Genomic DNA, 14,758 nt, shown 5'->3' with positions numbered 1-14,758 from the left:
CAATTTTAGAGACTCAATAAAGATAGAAAAAAAAGCCCTACTATTTAAGTAGGGCTATATTATTAGAAGATTAGTAACTTTTTGCGATGATAACTCTTCTCTTAACAGGTTCACCCGTAAAGATACAAGTCTTACCTTCAACCTCTTGCTCAGTTAAAGGCATACAACGGAAGCTCATTTGCTTCTCACTAAGAATATTTCGCGATTCTTCATTGTCTGCGATATAAGCAAATCCCATTTTATTTGGGAATTCTTTTCTTGAAAATACTTCTTCAAATTGGTCTTTTGAACTGATTTCAACAATATTCGCGTCTCTCTTCTCTTTTGCTCTCGTGTAAAGATTCGCCTGAGCTTCCTCAAGCATCGAAGCTACAGAAGAGATAAAATCATCTTTTGCAATTCCTGATTTAGCACCAGTTCCAAGATCTCTTCTTGTCATAAATACTTTACCATTTTTAACATCACGTGGACCGATTTCAAGAATGATTGGGTAACCTTTCTTCACATTACTCCAGTACTTCTCACCTCCACGAATATCACGATCATCAACTTCAACAGAAACTTTTCCACCATTAAAGTCAACTTTTGAAACTTCTGCCATTAAGTCATTTACATAAGCAAGAACTTCTTCTCTCTCAGCTTCTTTCTTGTAAATTGGAAGTAGTTTTACATGAACTGCTGCAATTTTTGGAGGAAGCACAAGTCCATCATCATCAGAGTGAGTCATGATAAGACCACCAATCATACGAGTCGAAACTCCCCATGAAGTTGTGAAAGCATATTTTTCACTAAGATCTTTATCTGCGAATTTAATTCCTTGAGCCTTAGCAAAGTTCTGTCCAAGAAAGTGAGAAGTTCCACCCTGAAGCGCCTTCCCATCTTGCATCATCGCTTCGATTGTATAAGTGCTATCTGCACCAGGAAATTTTTCTGATTCAGTTTTTTGACCAGGCATTACAGGAATAGCAAGTACATCTTCAAAGAATGAGCGATAAACTTCAAGCATTGTTAAAGTTTCCTGGACTGCCTCTTCTGCAGTAGCGTGTACTGTGTGTCCTTCTTGCCATAGGAATTCAGATGTACGTAGGAAGATTCTTGGCCTCATCTCCCATCTCATAACGTTTGCCCACTGATTGATTTTAATTGGAAGATCACGGTATGAGTTTACCCATTTCGCGAATGCTTCACCAATTACCATCTCACTTGTTGGACGAATTACATATGGCTCACCAAGTTCACCATCTGGTTTTAATCTATCTCCATCTTTTACAAGACGACGGTGAGTAACAACCGCACATTCTTTCGCAAAACCCTCTACGTGCTCAGCTTCTTTCTCAAGGTAGCTAAGTGGAATTAGCATTGGAAAATAAACGTTTTGGTGCCCAGTTCTTTTGAACTCAGCATCTAAATGCTTCTGCATTCCTTCCCAAATCGAATAGCCGTGAGGCTTTATAATCATACATCCACGAACGGGAGAATTCTCAGCAAGGTCTCCAGACTTTACAACTTCTTGGTACCATTCATTAAAATCTTCTTCTCTCGTTGGGGTAATTGCTGTTTTCATTTTTCTCTCTCTAATATATTAAAAATTTGCTCTATTATAAGACAATGCGCTTGGTCACGTCCACTATATGAACCGTGTTAATTTAAAAAACTTTAATCGCTCCAGTTTAGAAAAGACTGAGGTCTTGAGTTCCAAAGATGGCCTCGAAGCCATAGTGATCAGAGAAGCCATTTTTAAGAGTAATCTCACCTTTTAATGGGATGATACCTCCGTGCCCAAAGATATGATCAACGACACCTTCATCATCATCTTGTCCAGTTCCAGGGAAAGTTGTGAGGTCAGAAAAATCAGAATTAAGGGCCGCGAAGTCTTTTAAATAGTTATTCTTGAGGTTTTCCCAAAGATTACTTGTGTTGAGATGACGTCTTCTCTTATCACTTGGTGGTGAAATATTAAAATCTCCACCAAGAATCGACTTACCTCTTCTTGAATTCACCTTGAACCAGGCCGCCAGCTCTGTCAGCTGAAGTTTCTTTTGCTCCTGATAATCGTGATCGATATAATCTGAAACCAAGTGAGTTGTCGCAATAAAGATATCACCAAGCTTAGGATGCTTGATTGTTGCACCAATTGCTCCTTTCGAAACAAAGGACTCTCCATCGAAGATATACTTCTCATCCCCACTTTCAGAGAAGATTAAACGCTTTGGAGAATTAAGCTTATAGCGACTAAGAATCAAAAGACCTGAATCAAGACCCAGATGACCAAAGAGATTTGAAAGTACGAAATTTATTCCACGCATTGAAGGAGAGCTAACCCTCCCCTTTTCAATATTGCGATCAAGTCCACTTTGTTCATCCAAATCAAGGCTATATTTAAAATCACATTTCTTTTTAACAAGCTCACGATATGAGCTAATCCACACTTCTTGTAAAAGAATTACATCATAATCTTTGGTCTTAATCTCTTCACAAAAACTAGAAATTCTCGCTTCAGTGCTTGAAGAAAAAGGCATAATTGCCCCGAGGTTCAAGGTCAGAACACGAAGATTTCCACTAGCAAAGGAACTTGCAGCACAAATGACTGAAAATAGGAAAATGAGTTTCTTAAACATGCCCATTAGGCATATCTATTTTTTATTCATCTGAATAGAGTGGCGAGTAATTATTTCAAACCATTAGCTTCCAATTTCTAATAAAGATATAGTATGTTCATGAAAATCAAGACTATCGCACAAACATTACTGGCCCTAGGCCTTTCATCAATCGCACTTGCTTCACCAATGACAGAGCAAAGCTTTCATCAGGTTATCGATGAAGTTCTTTCACACTACCAAGAACAGATTGAACTAAAATATGGTCCAATTACTTTTGACACGAAATGGGAAAGTAAAGTGGCCAATGCCAGTGTCTCGTATCGTAAAAATAAAGTTATTATGACTTTCCACGGCGAGTTTCCAAGAAAATACAATTTAACTGACGACGCTTTCGCTATAACTGTATGCCATGAAGTTGGTCACCTCCTCGCAGGAGAGCCAAAGGTATATCCAACCAAGAAGTATTCCGCAGAGGCCCAGGCCGATTACTTTGCCACATCAGAATGCTTACCAAGGATTTTCAAGGATGATCGCATACGTATGGAAAGAGCGATATTAGATTCACGGGAAATTTATGGCAATGCCTCTGTTGACACTCCATCAACTGAAGTTGTGACAATCACAAATGTAAATGATTATCCTTCCAAGCAATGTCGTTTTGATACTTTGATAGCAGGTCTTAATCAAGAACAAAGGCCTGCATGTTGGTTTAACGACAGTTATGACTTTACAACATGGGACTACAAAGAAAATTATGTCTACGAAGAAGCACAAATTCTAGGAACAGCGGGAAAAGTTACTTTAAACCCACTTGGTTGTCATGTGGAAGTTAACGATATCGATTTCTATGGACCAAGTTATCTTGCACCACTTGAAGAAAGTGATATCTATTCACAGGGATTCTTTATTGTTGGAAAATGCGATATAAATGAGAATTCAGATTTTTCTGGCTCTCTTAGTTATTATCGTGGAAAGATTTATCGTAATCTCAATTCAAATGATAAATAAAAAAAGACCTCTATTTAAGAGGTCTTATTGTTAATTACTTTTTCTAGGAGCAGCACCAGAAGCCTTCTTATTAAGTGGCTTTCGACGTCTATTTTGATTATGCTTTGGCTTGTTTCCCTTAGCTTCATTTGGATTGCGTAAAGGTTGTTTCTTCGCAAGATGTGGTTCAGCACCGTGATATGGTTGAGTAGTATCAACATCTATTTTCATCTTAATTGTTTTTTCAATGTCTTTTAAAAGTTTAAGCTCCGTCTCATCACAAAATGAAATTGCAACACCTTCACGTCCGGCCCTAGCCGTTCGACCAATACGGTGAACATAACTTTTTGGATCATTTGGAAGATCATAATTAACAACGTGAGTAATATTAGAAATATCAATTCCACGAGCAGCAATATCAGTTGCTACTAGAGCTCTAATTTTTCCGCGCTTAAATAAATCTAGAGCTCTTTCACGAGCTCCTTGAGACTTATTCCCATGAATTGCGGCGGCACCAATTCCTGCATCCTCAAGATGTTTTACAACTCTATTAGCACCATGCTTTGTACGAGTAAAAACAAGTACACTTTGTATCGTCTTGTCCTGAAGGATACTTTTTAAAAGCAGTGGTTTATTTGTACGATCAACAAGACAAAGCTTCTGATCAATTTTTTCAACTGTTGTCGATTCTGGAGTTACTTCAACTCGCACAGGTTCTTTTAGTAAAGAATTCGCAAGGTCGGCAATATCATTTGGCATCGTTGCTGAAAAAAGAAGAGTTTGTCTTACTTTAGGAAGTTTCGCGATTACTTTTTTGATATCGCGAATAAACCCCATATCGAGCATACGATCGGCTTCATCAAGAACAAAAACTTCAAGTTGCTCAAAAAGAATATGTCCATCACCCATCAGATCAAGCAGTCGTCCAGGAGTTGCCACAAGAATATCCACACCTTTTGACATGGCCATAATTTGTGGACGAGGCGAAACTCCACCGAAGATAACAGTGCTTGAAAGCTTTAGACCTTTACTATAAGACTTAATATTTTCATCAATCTGTGAAGCAAGCTCACGTGTTGGTGTAAGAATAAGAGTACGCATTCTTGCAGGCTTTACCTTGATCTTATTACTTCCAAGTCGATTAATAATCGGCAATGAAAAGGCAGCAGTCTTTCCTGTTCCAGTTTGTGCTATTCCAAGTAAATCTTTATTTTCTAGTAAGTGAGGGATGGCCTGCGCCTGTATTGGTGTTGGGCTTGTGTAACCCTTTTTTTCGAGAGCTTCTAATATAGAGGCGTGCAAATTCAACGATTTGAAATCTATCATCTTTAATATTCCATTTTTTATTTACTACCTAATCCAAACACCGGTAGTAAAAGGTTTATTTAAAGAGTGTTTAGATTGCACCCTATCTATCTCTTATTACCGAGGCCTTGTCAAACGACCTTGAAGAAAGTAGCTATTTTAACTTCTTTGTTAGTATTTTATTTAGTGAGTTTGCAAAAGACTCCTTATCTTTTGGTCCAAATGGCGCTGGCCCTCCAGTCTGCATTCCACTATCACGCAGATCTTGCATAAAATCTCTCATGGAAAGACGCTCACTGATATTCTCCTCCGTATACAACTCTCCACGAGGATTAATTGCTAATGCGCCTTTTTCAACGACAAGAGAAGCAAGCGGAATATCAGCAGTAATAATAATATCATCAGCTTCAAGGTGTTCGACAATATAGGAATCTGCAACATCGGCACCTTGCTCAACTTGAATGAGGCGAATCAGTGGAGAATGAGGAATAGTCATATAACTATTAGCAACAAGAGTTACAGGGACTCCGGTGCGAGCACAAGTTTTGTAAACAACTTCTTTAATGACTTTAGGACAGGCATCTGCGTCTATCCAAATTTTAAAATTGATTGTATTATCCATTTATACACTCTAACCAAATTTAGAGAGAGAGTCGAATGGAAAACCAACTTAACTTTGATAAAGAATATTTAAAAAAATTTACAACGACCAGAATGCCTTTTGGTCGCTACAAGGGTGTTCGTCTAATTGATATCCCTGAAGAGTATATGGTTTGGTTTGAAAATGAGGGCTTCCCTGATGGAGAGCTTGGAATTCTCTTACGTGAACTTTATGAGATAAAAGTTAATGGTCTAGAGTATCTTTTCAAGAATATCTAAAACAAAATTTTTATACTCATAAAAATACCTAGTAACAACATAAGAAGACCACTTAGTTTGCTCACTTTGGCCATATACTTAGTTCTAATAGCTTCTTGATAGCGTTTAACAAAGTGACTCAAGCATACAAACCAAAGAAAAGACCCCATTGCAAGACCAAGAGAGACAATTAAGATATTGAGTAAATTAAACTCGAATAAATCTAAACTTTTTAAAAAAGCACCTAATGCCGTCATCGTGACAATAAGTCCAGGATTTGAAGTATAGAGTATAATTCCGACCAAAAAAGATGTAACAATTGTTTTAGTTCGTGCTTGATCAACAAATTCTTCATTAAAGCTTTGTGAAGAAAATAGAAGTTCCTTAACTCCCATCCCAAAAATTACAAGAATACCAATAACCTTGAAAAAATTAATGATCGATTCAGAGAAACTGAAAAAAGACAATCCACTTAGAATTATATAGAAATAGATAAAATCCATCAAAGAGCCGCCCCCCGCAATTGCGAGAGCACTTTTGGCACCTTTTCTTAACTGAGTATTGATAACCCAGACATTAATTGGTCCAATTGGAATACACATAAGAAAGCCAATAACAAGACCAGTTATAAGTGCTAAAATCATTCATATCCTCACATTGGTGATGAATTATAGGAATTAGAATACCATAGACTTTGAACTATTGTTGAAGTTTCGCATACTCAGTTAGACCATTAATCACTGATTGAAAAACCTCTCCATCGGAGATTTTTTCTGGTCCAAAAATTTCTTTGAGCATTTCTTGAATATATGGAGACTGTCCAGTACCACCTGTGATGAAGACCCTATTAATGTCTTCGAGCTCTAAGTTGGAATGATCAAAGGCCTTAAGCATTGAGTCTTTAATTTTATCGACAGTCTCAGAAATCGACTCTCGATAAGCGTCTTCAGTAATCTCCTCATCGATATGAATCGAAGATTGATGAAATTGATATGTGCTCGTGCTCTTTGAACTCAGGGCAATCTTTGTATTTTCAATTTCACTATAAACAGGATAGGCCAGTTGTTCCTCGACAAGAGTGAACAGCTGGTCAATTAAGCGCTTATACTCATCACTAATACTATAGCTTTGAATTTCTTTTAAAAGTTCCCACGTTTCTCTTTCGCGTAAGATCGATATGTGAGCAGGAGAACATAGAGTTAACATCAGCTTTTTTGGAAACTTTAACACATTATCATTAAATGGAATTTGATATTCGATTTGTGATCCAAAATGCTTGGAAATAAAATCTCTCATCATCTGCCCATCAAGGGCGTCTCCGGCCACAAAGAGACCGCTCATGCCAAGGACATCATCAGCTGAGTACTCTTTGTCATGAACACGAAGGATCGTGAAATCAGAAGTCCCCCCACCGAAGTCAGCAATCAAGACATTCATCTCTTGAGACTTATCACTGAGTGAGGAAAAGTTTAATCCTGCAGCAAGAGGTTCAGGGCAGAAGATAATTCTTTCAAAGCCTGCAAGCTTAGCGGCCTTTTCCATTCTATCCTGGGCCAATTGGTCGTTATCGTCATTTAAAGAATAACGAGCAGGACGACCAAGCACGACGCTTGTGACATTTTCGCCTACCACTTTGTCTGCTTGAGATTTCATATGTCCCAAAATTTTCGAAACGAGAAATTCAATTGAAACTTGCTTACCGTGAACTTCAGTTCCCTTATAATTTGGTTCCGCAAGAAATTTTTTTATTGATCGAAAGAAGCGTCCTTCTCCATCATTATTCTCACGTTCAAAAATTGCTTCTTTACCATAGAACCATTCTCTTTGAGTAGGAGTGTAAATAATGGACTTCAAGATAACATCCCCATCGTGATCAATGGGGATTAGTTTAGCATTGCCATCTTTATCAATATAAGAAATTAACGAATTTGAGGTACCGAAGTCTATTGCGTAAAAACTCATCTTACTTTTTAAAATGCTCTTTTACCGCCGCTACAACGTACGCTAATTCTTCTTTTGTAATATATGCAAAACATGGCAGGTTTAGAACTGCTTGCGAAATATAGTGAGCATTTCCATTATCGATTGAACCAACTAAGTGATCTTTTGCTCCACTTTGAAGACTCATTGCTCCTGGGTATATAGTCCCAAAACCAATATTCTTTGACTTTAAAGTTTCAATTAAAGCACCTCTTAATTCTGGCTCAATAAGTGCGACTGCACAGTAACCATTTTCAGAAACATTTGAAGCCGCTGTAACTACTTTTAGAGGAAGTCCTTGAAGATTTTCTTGGTAGTATTTTACCGCTTCTCTTCTACTGTCTAGTCTGGCATCGATATGCTTTAAAGAAAGATTTAAAAATAGAGATTCATAAGCACCGATACGTGAGTTCCAACCAATCATTCCGTGAGAATAGTGATCTGTACGTCCATGATTGACAAGTATTCTGGCCGTCTTTGCTAGGTTTTCATCATTTGTAAAAATTGCTCCAGCATCTCCAGAAGCTCCAAGCACTTTTGCAGGATAAAAACTTGTTGTAGAAATTAAACTTTCTCCAAGAACAGATTTCCCATCAACTTCGGTTCCAAAACACTGAGCGCCATCTTCAATTAAAAGAACGCCAGCATCTTTTGCGGCCTTGCGAATAGCTGTCGTATCAGGAGAAGCCCAACCGTAGAGATGAACCATAATAGCAGCTTTTGGTTTAAATTTTTCAATCGCTGCTTTAAAAGTCTCGACATCCCAATGAAGAGTTTCACGGCTAACATCAACTGTCGCAGGATTTGCGCCAACATTAACAACCGCTTCAAAAGTTGCCCAGAAAGTCATATCTGGAACAAGAACAACATCGTTCTTTTCAACACCAACAGCTCTTAAAGCAATTTGGATTGCATCAGTTCCATTAGCACAGCCAACAGCATATTTTGAACCAACCTTCGTTGCAAGAGTTGCTTCAAGTTCAGCGACCATTGGGCCACCAACAAATTGAGTATTATCAAATAATCCTTCAACACCTTTTAAAAATTGATCTCTAAATCCATCTTCAAATCTATTGAGGGTAATAAATGGTACAGCTGAAATAGACATAGTTATTCCTTGATTATGAATTAAATACACCTCATTATAAGCATATTTTAAGAGAATGGAAATCTAGTTATCGTAAAGATTTTGTCAAAGTAGATATCTAAACTATTTTGGTGTAATATTCCTGTATGAAAATCGTATATAAACTTCTTCAATTTACTCTCCTATTAATGATCTTCTCATCTTGTTCGAGTAAGGACTGGAGAAGTGCATCACGGGAAAGTGCAAATATTGCAACTCCTGCAAAAGAACAGAAGGAAGATATTTTCCAGATCTACTATGCTCGAGCATTCGCATGGCGCGGCTATTTTGGAACACACCCATGGGTGGCCTGGAAACTAAAAGAAGATACGGCTTACACTGTTGCCCAGGTGACATCATGGAATATCAGAGCAACTGGTTCGGCCATCAATGTTGAAAAGCAGCTCCCAGATAGGAAATGGTATGATAATGAACCAACCCTATTATTTGAAAGCACTGGCGGTGATGCAAGACTCATTGTTGCCGAGGTCAAAAAACTTATCAAGCAATACCCATTTAAAGATCGCTATGTGCTTTGGCCTGGACCAAACTCAAATACATTTGTCTCTTACTTAATCAGAAACATTAAGGAGATCGACACAGAACTTCCTGCCAATGCAATCGGTAAAGACTATCTCGGTCCAAATACGTTCTGGGGAGAAAGTCAAAGTAACACAGGTTACCAACTCTCTTTCTTTGGATTATTTGGCGCAACTGCAGCTAAGAATGAAGGTATCGAAATTAACCTACTGGGACTAAACTTCGGTATCGATTTTTGGAGGCCAGCACTGAAACTTCCTTTTATTGGACGTCTTGGCTTCAGTGAATCAGTAAAGAAGTGACAAAATAATTTAGCACCTGTGTTCAAGTATAGGGATTTTTAAGCATTCCTTGGTCAAAGCATAAATAAGATTTCATACTTACCTTATAAAATCACTAAACCTCGAACAAGCTTAAAATAGAGTTATCGAGGTTTGTATGATAACAAAAACAGAATTACTTCTTAACCCCAACTTAATGAATGATGAAGATCAAATTCAGTACTATGAACATCTATGCGATGAGATTGAACATGATAGAAAGATGCATATTGATGTCGATGATTATGAAAATGATTTTCAATGGTTTTGGGCACTAAAAACGCTGAAGAAAAATTACTTTCACATCTACTTCTCGTTCTTTGCCACTATAGCATTAAGTATGGCTTATCTCGAGATTAACAGTAGCCCTGACTATTTTCTGTTACTTTATTCGATGGTATTGATTATTGGTAGTATTCTCCTCTACTCCCTTACGATTATTATTTACTATGCTCACTTGAAACATGAGAAGGAACTCCTTGAGTATCGTCACAAGTTATTAATGGGACTAAGGGAGCAAAAATCCTGAGAGATCAAACGCAGAAGTAGAATTATCAATCATAACGATATCGCCGCCGATCGACGAATCCTGGTGGCGATAAAGTCGTTTAGAAAACTTAAGTCGGTCGACTTTTGCTTGTCTTATTTTATAATTAGTAGATGAATGCATTTCATCGTATTCAAAAACTTCACCTGTTTTAAGTTCGAGTACAATATTAATGGCCTGTCTCGAAGTGTTTCTCACGATATCTGAAACTTCAATACCAAAGTTTTCCAATGTTTCGACAACTCTTGATTCAAGATAATATGGGGCTTGTCCTCCATAGATACGTACAGAGTATGAATCACCTTTAAAAAGTTTAGCTATTTCTGATACGGCCTCTGGTAATTTAGTCGCACTATCAATATGGGCGAGCACACCAGTTTGAGTACTTTCGCTATAAAATACGACTGCGAGGCAAGTATATACACCATAAGTTTGAACATACTGATGGCGAGTAGAATCGGTGTAAATATATTCCCTTTGGGCAATTTCAGGGATTTGTGCACTATCATGAAACTCAGCGCTCGCGAAGAAATGAACTGAAAATAGAAGAATGAAGATCTTAAACATTGTCCTAATTTTACTACTTCAAAGTATTCTTTTGGCCAGAAAGGCAAAAAGTATAGAGGGTGTTAAATATTTAAACACTTAGCTATGTGCCCGTAATAGTTTAAGCTTTACGGGCACGATCATTTTATTGAGCTACAAGAGTGCAGTTTACTTCCAAAATTTGTTCACGCTTCCATGAAACAAGTGAAAGGTCGTCAGTTATTTCCTTTAACTCTCCAACAGCATAACTACGAGAAGGCTCAAATGGATTAAACACTTCAATTTCAAATTTTGTAGCTGTTCTCATAATCGAACTTACTTTAAGATCTTCATAGTTAAAAATAGCGGTCTTCTCACCCTTTGTGATTTCAACTTTATTCTTTTCAACCACAGTGTTATTAATAATTAATGAACAATCCAGAGTTTGCGCGAAAATCATTGACGGTAATAAAAGTATTGTAGCAAGTAATAACTTCATAAATTCTCCTTCCATAGACTAATTTCATTTAATTTTAACTTATTTTTGAGATTTGTGGTAATAATCTAGCCTGCCCCTCAAAATAGGGGTAAAAGCTTCGAACAAATAATATATAAGGACTAGAAATGAAAAAGACATTCCAGATAAAAGTAGATAACAAAGCTCCTGAAAGACAAGTTGACTCAATTAAACATGAGGTAAAAAAATACTTGGGACGTGAAAGACGAAAGTCGACTCCAGAAGGCGTAGATTTTTGGGACTTTGATTGTCGTATTGGTGATAATGCTCAAGTAGCAAAGTCAATTGACACGACAGAAATCAATGGTGAAATCACTAAACTTCTCGAGGATAAGAAAGAATCATTCTATCTTGAGATTCTTGCCAAGCCAGGTCATAAACAAAAGAAGTCCAGCTAACGACGTCTTCTACTTCTTTTCTTCTTTGCAGGGACAACCAGCTCTGCATGGAAGGGATGATTTCTTTCAACAGGAATCTTCTTTTTGATCAGGGCCTCAATATTTCTAAGTAATGGTAAGTCTTTTTCCGAGCATAAAGAAATCGCATCACCATCTTTACCAGCTCTTGCCGTTCGACCTATGCGATGAACATAATTGGCTGCATCTTCTGGCAAATTGAAATTAATAACATGACTAACTTTTGAGATATCAAGACCTCGGGCTGCGATATCAGTTGCCACCAAAACCCTCACCTCTTCATTATCAAATTCTTTAAGTGCTCTTTCACGCTCGACTTGAGATTTATTACTATGGAGGTCTTGAACCGAAACCCCAGATGAACGTAGTCTCTCGACCACATTGGCGACACCATACTTCGCCTTACAAAAAATAATTACTTTATTAAGCTTCTCTTGCTCTAATAAAGAGAGAAGAAGAAACTCTTTATTCTCCTCAGAAACAAAGAAAACTCGCTGTTCAATCGAATCAACAACAGAAGACTCAGGCGTAACCTCAACTTTTACAGGGTTATTCAAAATTTCATTAGCAAGTAATTCGATAGCCGCAGGCATCGTGGCGGAGAATAGAAGATTTTGTCTTTTAGCAGGAATCTTATTAATGATAAAGTGAATATCATTTAAAAATCCCATATCCAAAAGCATATCAGCTTCGTCAATGATGAAAGTCGTTATATCACCAGTTGAAATTTCTTCATTATTAATAAGGTCTATAAACCTGCCAGGAGTTGCAACGATAAGAGATGGGGACTCCTTAAGTTTTTCAATTTGAATCTCCTTTCTTACTCCACCAATAAGATCAACAGACTTCAAACCAAGTGGTCCACCAAAGAGATCAAAACAATTTTTAATCTGTGTTGCAAGTTCTCTTGTTGGTGTGATGATAAGCGCAACGCCTGCCACTTTAACTTTTTGAACAATTGGCAAAATAAACGCAACAGTCTTCCCTGTTCCAGTACGAGCAAGTCCAAGAACATCACGATTTTCGATTATATGAGGAATAGCTTGATATTGAATATCAGTTGGAGTTGTAAAAGAATGGTCCGCCAGGCCTTTCAATAAGTCTTGTGTAAGCTTGAGATCTTCAAATTTTTTCATAATATTTAACTACACTAATCAATTATGATTGGCACTAAGATTTGACACAATCTTTACTTTTATAAAGTGAACAGTATGATTACAATGATATTTCGGAGGTATTATGAAATCAATTTTAATTTTTACGGGAGTTTTACTCTCTCTTGTTTCTTGTTCTAGTAACAATAAATTATCTTACAATGCCAACCTTGATAGTTTTGTATACCCACACAAAGTTGAAAAAATAGAATTAAGTACACAGAACCAAAAACTTAAAATGGCATACATGTACCTAACAAAAGAAGGGGCAACAAAGACTGCGGTACTTCTCCATGGAAAAAACTTCTCAGGCTATTACTGGGAAGACGTGGCACAGCTCATGCTTGAAAAAGGATATAATGTCGTTATCCCAGACCAAATTGGTTTTGGGAAATCAGATAAGCCAAAAAATTACCAGTACAGTTTTGCCAATCTAGCCCTTAATACGAAGACACTTCTCGATCACTTAGGAATTAAAGAGATAACACTTGTCGGTCACTCTATGGGCGGGATGCTAGCTACTCGATTTACTAAAATATATCCAAAAACTGTCAAGCACTTAGTCCTTATCAACCCTATTGGACTTGAAGATTACTTACGTTATACGCAATTCAAAGACACAGACTTCTTCTATAAGAGTGAGCTTTCAAAGACTCCAGAAAAGATCAGAGAATATCAGAAGAAAAATTACTATGACGGAAAATGGTCACCAAAATATGAAGAACTTATCCAGACAAGTATTGGTCAACTAAATGGTGGTGACTGGGATCTTGTAGCATGGAATAATGCTCTAACTTACGGTCCGATTTTTTCAGAGCCTGTGGTTGATGACTTTCGCATCATCAATAACCCTGTAACACTTATCTTGGGAACAAGAGATAGAACAGGACCAGGCCGTGGCTTTATGAAGAAGGGCGAAAAGTATCAACTTGGACAATACCAAAACTTAGGGAAGAAAATTATAAAGCTTCTTAAGAATGGTAAGTATATAGAGCTTAAGGGCCTAGGGCACATGCCACAAATTGAAGATTTTGAAAGATTCAAGAAAGTATTTTTAAAAGCTATTTAAGAAATAAATAGACCAGGTGAAGCGTTCACCTGGTATTTTTTATTGTCCCAATTCTGCGTTGAATAACTCAACTAAATCCTTATGTTCGGACTTCTTTGAAAATCCAAACATCGTTTGACTAGCATCACCCTCAAGCTTCACTTTAAAATCTAATTTCTTGATAACATTTTGAAGCTTTAACTTCTCAATCATCTTCTCGCCCACAACTGTATTGACGAGATAGATGCGAAGCCGCTTATCTTTTAAGTTTTGAAAGCCTTCTTCTACACCATAGACATATTTTTTTTCAATATTCGGATTCTCTACAATTTCTTTTGGGTAAACAAAGCCACGATTTAGACCAAGAGTCGATCTTCTAAGATCATATAAAGAAGTAAGTTCAATATTTGACTCACGCAAAACAAAGAAACTTAATTCCTCCTTTTTACGATATGCCAACGAGAAATTTAAAAACTCTGAACGCTCTTCTGTTGGGGAAATTGTTGTTATCATATCTGCTTCACCATCTTCAAGCATTCGCAGAGCACGCTGCCATGGGACATAGAGAACTTTATATTCAATTCCATTTTTCTTTAAAACCCTGATGGCCATTTCCATATCAATCCCAACACTTCCACGAGTAGAAGCTTCATTCTCAACATATGGAGGAAAATAATCATTTACGATGATGATTTCCTTCGCGAATAAAGTGTTTGAAAAAAGCGAAATTAAAAATATAAGGATGGCATTTTTCAAATTACGTTCCTCGTTTTAATGCTCAACTATCGTCAGTTTAGCATATATGAGAAAATAATTTTCTTAAGATCGAACAATT

The 14,758-nt window shown here is 37.2% G+C and carries 17 protein-coding genes; 6 read left to right on the top strand and 11 right to left on the bottom strand.

From position 1 onward, the window contains the following. Positions 1–70: 70 nt before the first annotated feature. The gene (proS, locus tag M900_RS13330) at positions 71–1,564 is read right to left on the bottom strand and encodes a proline--tRNA ligase (RefSeq protein ID WP_021275599.1); all 1,494 of its coding nucleotides are present in this window, start codon (positions 1,562–1,564) and stop codon (positions 71–73) included. Between the two features lie 106 nt (positions 1,565–1,670). Beyond that, positions 1,671–2,618 (bottom strand): endonuclease/exonuclease/phosphatase family protein, encoded by a 948-nt coding sequence (locus M900_RS13325; RefSeq protein WP_157680664.1) that lies wholly within the window; start codon positions 2,616–2,618, stop codon positions 1,671–1,673. Positions 2,619–2,717: 99 nt separating this feature from the next. Between M900_RS13325 and M900_RS13320 the strand changes: the two genes are divergently transcribed. Beyond that, positions 2,718–3,608 (top strand): ImmA/IrrE family metallo-endopeptidase, encoded by an 891-nt coding sequence (locus tag M900_RS13320; RefSeq protein WP_198296018.1) that lies wholly within the window; start codon positions 2,718–2,720, stop codon positions 3,606–3,608. Positions 3,609–3,638: 30 nt separating this feature from the next. Here M900_RS13320 and M900_RS13315 read toward each other — a convergent pair whose 3' ends face one another. Together M900_RS13315 and M900_RS13310 are read right to left on the bottom strand one after the other, a co-directional pair. Beyond that, positions 3,639–4,913: a DEAD/DEAH box helicase gene (locus tag M900_RS13315; protein WP_021275300.1), complete on the bottom strand. Its 1,275-nt coding sequence runs from the start codon at positions 4,911–4,913 to the stop codon at positions 3,639–3,641. A gap of 133 nt (positions 4,914–5,046) precedes the next feature. After that, positions 5,047–5,514 (bottom strand): YaiI/YqxD family protein, encoded by a 468-nt coding sequence (locus M900_RS13310; RefSeq protein WP_021275430.1) that lies wholly within the window; start codon positions 5,512–5,514, stop codon positions 5,047–5,049. 35 nt (positions 5,515–5,549) lie between these two features. On the opposite strand from M900_RS13310, the gene M900_RS13305 reads away from it, so the two are divergent. Next, positions 5,550–5,771 carry a DUF3820 family protein gene (locus tag M900_RS13305; protein ID WP_021275384.1) on the top strand — a complete coding sequence of 74 codons (222 nt, stop codon included), beginning with the start codon at positions 5,550–5,552 and terminating at the stop codon, positions 5,769–5,771. On the opposite strand, the gene M900_RS13300 is transcribed toward M900_RS13305, so the two are convergent. The 3 genes from M900_RS13300 to M900_RS13290 are packed head-to-tail and all read right to left on the bottom strand — an operon-like array spanning position 5,768 to position 8,838. After that, positions 5,768–6,394, bottom strand: a complete 627-nt coding sequence (locus M900_RS13300) for a LysE family translocator (protein ID WP_021275665.1) — start codon at positions 6,392–6,394, stop codon at positions 5,768–5,770. The two genes, M900_RS13305 and M900_RS13300, sit on opposite strands and share 4 nt — an antisense overlap. 55 nt (positions 6,395–6,449) lie before the next feature. Beyond that, on the bottom strand, positions 6,450–7,712 hold the full coding sequence (locus M900_RS13295; protein ID WP_021275454.1) for an Hsp70 family protein: 1,263 nt from the start codon (positions 7,710–7,712) through the stop codon (positions 6,450–6,452). 1 nt (position 7,713) lies between these two features. Then, positions 7,714–8,838, bottom strand: coding sequence for a DegT/DnrJ/EryC1/StrS aminotransferase family protein (locus tag M900_RS13290; protein WP_021275514.1), 1,125 nt, complete (start codon positions 8,836–8,838; stop codon positions 7,714–7,716). A 125-nt stretch (positions 8,839–8,963) separates the two neighbouring features. Between M900_RS13290 and M900_RS13285 the strand changes: the two genes are divergently transcribed. Both M900_RS13285 and M900_RS13280 read left to right on the top strand, forming a co-directional pair. Further along, a complete protein-coding gene (locus M900_RS13285) occupies positions 8,964–9,698 on the top strand; it encodes a DUF3750 domain-containing protein (protein ID WP_021275593.1) in 735 nt (244 codons plus the stop codon). 136 nt (positions 9,699–9,834) lie between these two features. Continuing rightward, complete coding sequence (locus M900_RS13280; RefSeq protein WP_034732783.1) at positions 9,835–10,245, top strand: hypothetical protein; 411 nt, start codon at positions 9,835–9,837, stop codon at positions 10,243–10,245. Here M900_RS13280 and M900_RS13275 read toward each other — a convergent pair. Then, positions 10,225–10,830 (bottom strand): hypothetical protein, encoded by a 606-nt coding sequence (locus tag M900_RS13275; RefSeq protein WP_021275448.1) that lies wholly within the window; start codon positions 10,828–10,830, stop codon positions 10,225–10,227. The genes M900_RS13280 and M900_RS13275 overlap by 21 nt on opposite strands. 124 nt (positions 10,831–10,954) lie before the next feature. After that, positions 10,955–11,287 carry a hypothetical protein gene (locus M900_RS13270; protein ID WP_021275411.1) on the bottom strand — a complete coding sequence of 111 codons (333 nt, stop codon included), beginning with the start codon at positions 11,285–11,287 and terminating at the stop codon, positions 10,955–10,957. A gap of 125 nt (positions 11,288–11,412) precedes the next feature. Between M900_RS13270 and M900_RS13265 the strand changes: the two genes are divergently transcribed. Next, complete coding sequence (locus tag M900_RS13265) at positions 11,413–11,703, top strand: DUF6172 family protein (RefSeq protein ID WP_021275663.1); 291 nt, start codon at positions 11,413–11,415, stop codon at positions 11,701–11,703. Here the strand turns inward: M900_RS13265 and M900_RS13260 are convergent. Continuing rightward, positions 11,700–12,857, bottom strand: a complete 1,158-nt coding sequence (locus M900_RS13260; RefSeq protein WP_021275494.1) for a DEAD/DEAH box helicase — start codon at positions 12,855–12,857, stop codon at positions 11,700–11,702. The two genes, M900_RS13265 and M900_RS13260, sit on opposite strands and share 4 nt — an antisense overlap. A 103-nt stretch (positions 12,858–12,960) precedes the next feature. On the opposite strand from M900_RS13260, the gene M900_RS13255 reads away from it, so the two are divergent. Then, positions 12,961–13,944, top strand: a complete 984-nt coding sequence (locus M900_RS13255) for an alpha/beta fold hydrolase (protein ID WP_021275362.1) — start codon at positions 12,961–12,963, stop codon at positions 13,942–13,944. A 39-nt stretch (positions 13,945–13,983) separates the two neighbouring features. Here the strand turns inward: M900_RS13255 and M900_RS13250 are convergent, their stop codons facing one another. After that, positions 13,984–14,679 (bottom strand): ABC transporter substrate-binding protein, encoded by a 696-nt coding sequence (locus M900_RS13250; protein ID WP_021275376.1) that lies wholly within the window; start codon positions 14,677–14,679, stop codon positions 13,984–13,986. Positions 14,680–14,758 lie beyond the last annotated feature (79 nt).

The organism is Bacteriovorax sp. Seq25_V (assembly GCF_000447795.1).
In the GTDB taxonomy this organism is placed as follows: Bacteria; Bdellovibrionota; Bacteriovoracia; order Bacteriovoracales; family Bacteriovoracaceae; genus Halobacteriovorax_A.
This window is presented reverse-complemented; position numbering and strand designations above follow the sequence as displayed.

Excerpts from the sequence above, each read along its gene's own strand:
- M900_RS13270 (WP_021275411.1), bottom strand. The coding sequence starts at position 11,287 with ATGAAGTTATTACTTGCTACAATACTTTTATTACCGTCAATGATTTTC.
- M900_RS13290 (WP_021275514.1), bottom strand. The coding sequence starts at position 8,838 with ATGTCTATTTCAGCTGTACCATTTATTACCCTCAATAGATTTGAAGAT.
- M900_RS13260 (WP_021275494.1), bottom strand. The coding sequence starts at position 12,857 with ATGAAAAAATTTGAAGATCTCAAGCTTACACAAGACTTATTGAAAGGC.
- M900_RS13310 (WP_021275430.1), bottom strand. The coding sequence starts at position 5,514 with ATGGATAATACAATCAATTTTAAAATTTGGATAGACGCAGATGCCTGT.
- M900_RS13315 (WP_021275300.1), bottom strand. The coding sequence starts at position 4,913 with ATGATAGATTTCAAATCGTTGAATTTGCACGCCTCTATATTAGAAGCT.
- M900_RS13305 (WP_021275384.1), top strand. The coding sequence starts at position 5,550 with ATGGAAAACCAACTTAACTTTGATAAAGAATATTTAAAAAAATTTACA.
- M900_RS13285 (WP_021275593.1), top strand. The coding sequence starts at position 8,964 with ATGAAAATCGTATATAAACTTCTTCAATTTACTCTCCTATTAATGATC.
- M900_RS13265 (WP_021275663.1), top strand. The coding sequence starts at position 11,413 with ATGAAAAAGACATTCCAGATAAAAGTAGATAACAAAGCTCCTGAAAGA.
- proS (WP_021275599.1), bottom strand. The coding sequence starts at position 1,564 with ATGAAAACAGCAATTACCCCAACGAGAGAAGAAGATTTTAATGAATGG.
- M900_RS13325 (WP_157680664.1), bottom strand. The coding sequence starts at position 2,618 with ATGTTTAAGAAACTCATTTTCCTATTTTCAGTCATTTGTGCTGCAAGT.
- M900_RS13295 (WP_021275454.1), bottom strand. The coding sequence starts at position 7,712 with ATGAGTTTTTACGCAATAGACTTCGGTACCTCAAATTCGTTAATTTCT.
- M900_RS13280 (WP_034732783.1), top strand. The coding sequence starts at position 9,835 with ATGATAACAAAAACAGAATTACTTCTTAACCCCAACTTAATGAATGAT.
- M900_RS13255 (WP_021275362.1), top strand. The coding sequence starts at position 12,961 with ATGAAATCAATTTTAATTTTTACGGGAGTTTTACTCTCTCTTGTTTCT.
- M900_RS13300 (WP_021275665.1), bottom strand. The coding sequence starts at position 6,394 with ATGATTTTAGCACTTATAACTGGTCTTGTTATTGGCTTTCTTATGTGT.
- M900_RS13275 (WP_021275448.1), bottom strand. The coding sequence starts at position 10,830 with ATGTTTAAGATCTTCATTCTTCTATTTTCAGTTCATTTCTTCGCGAGC.
- M900_RS13320 (WP_198296018.1), top strand. The coding sequence starts at position 2,718 with ATGAAAATCAAGACTATCGCACAAACATTACTGGCCCTAGGCCTTTCA.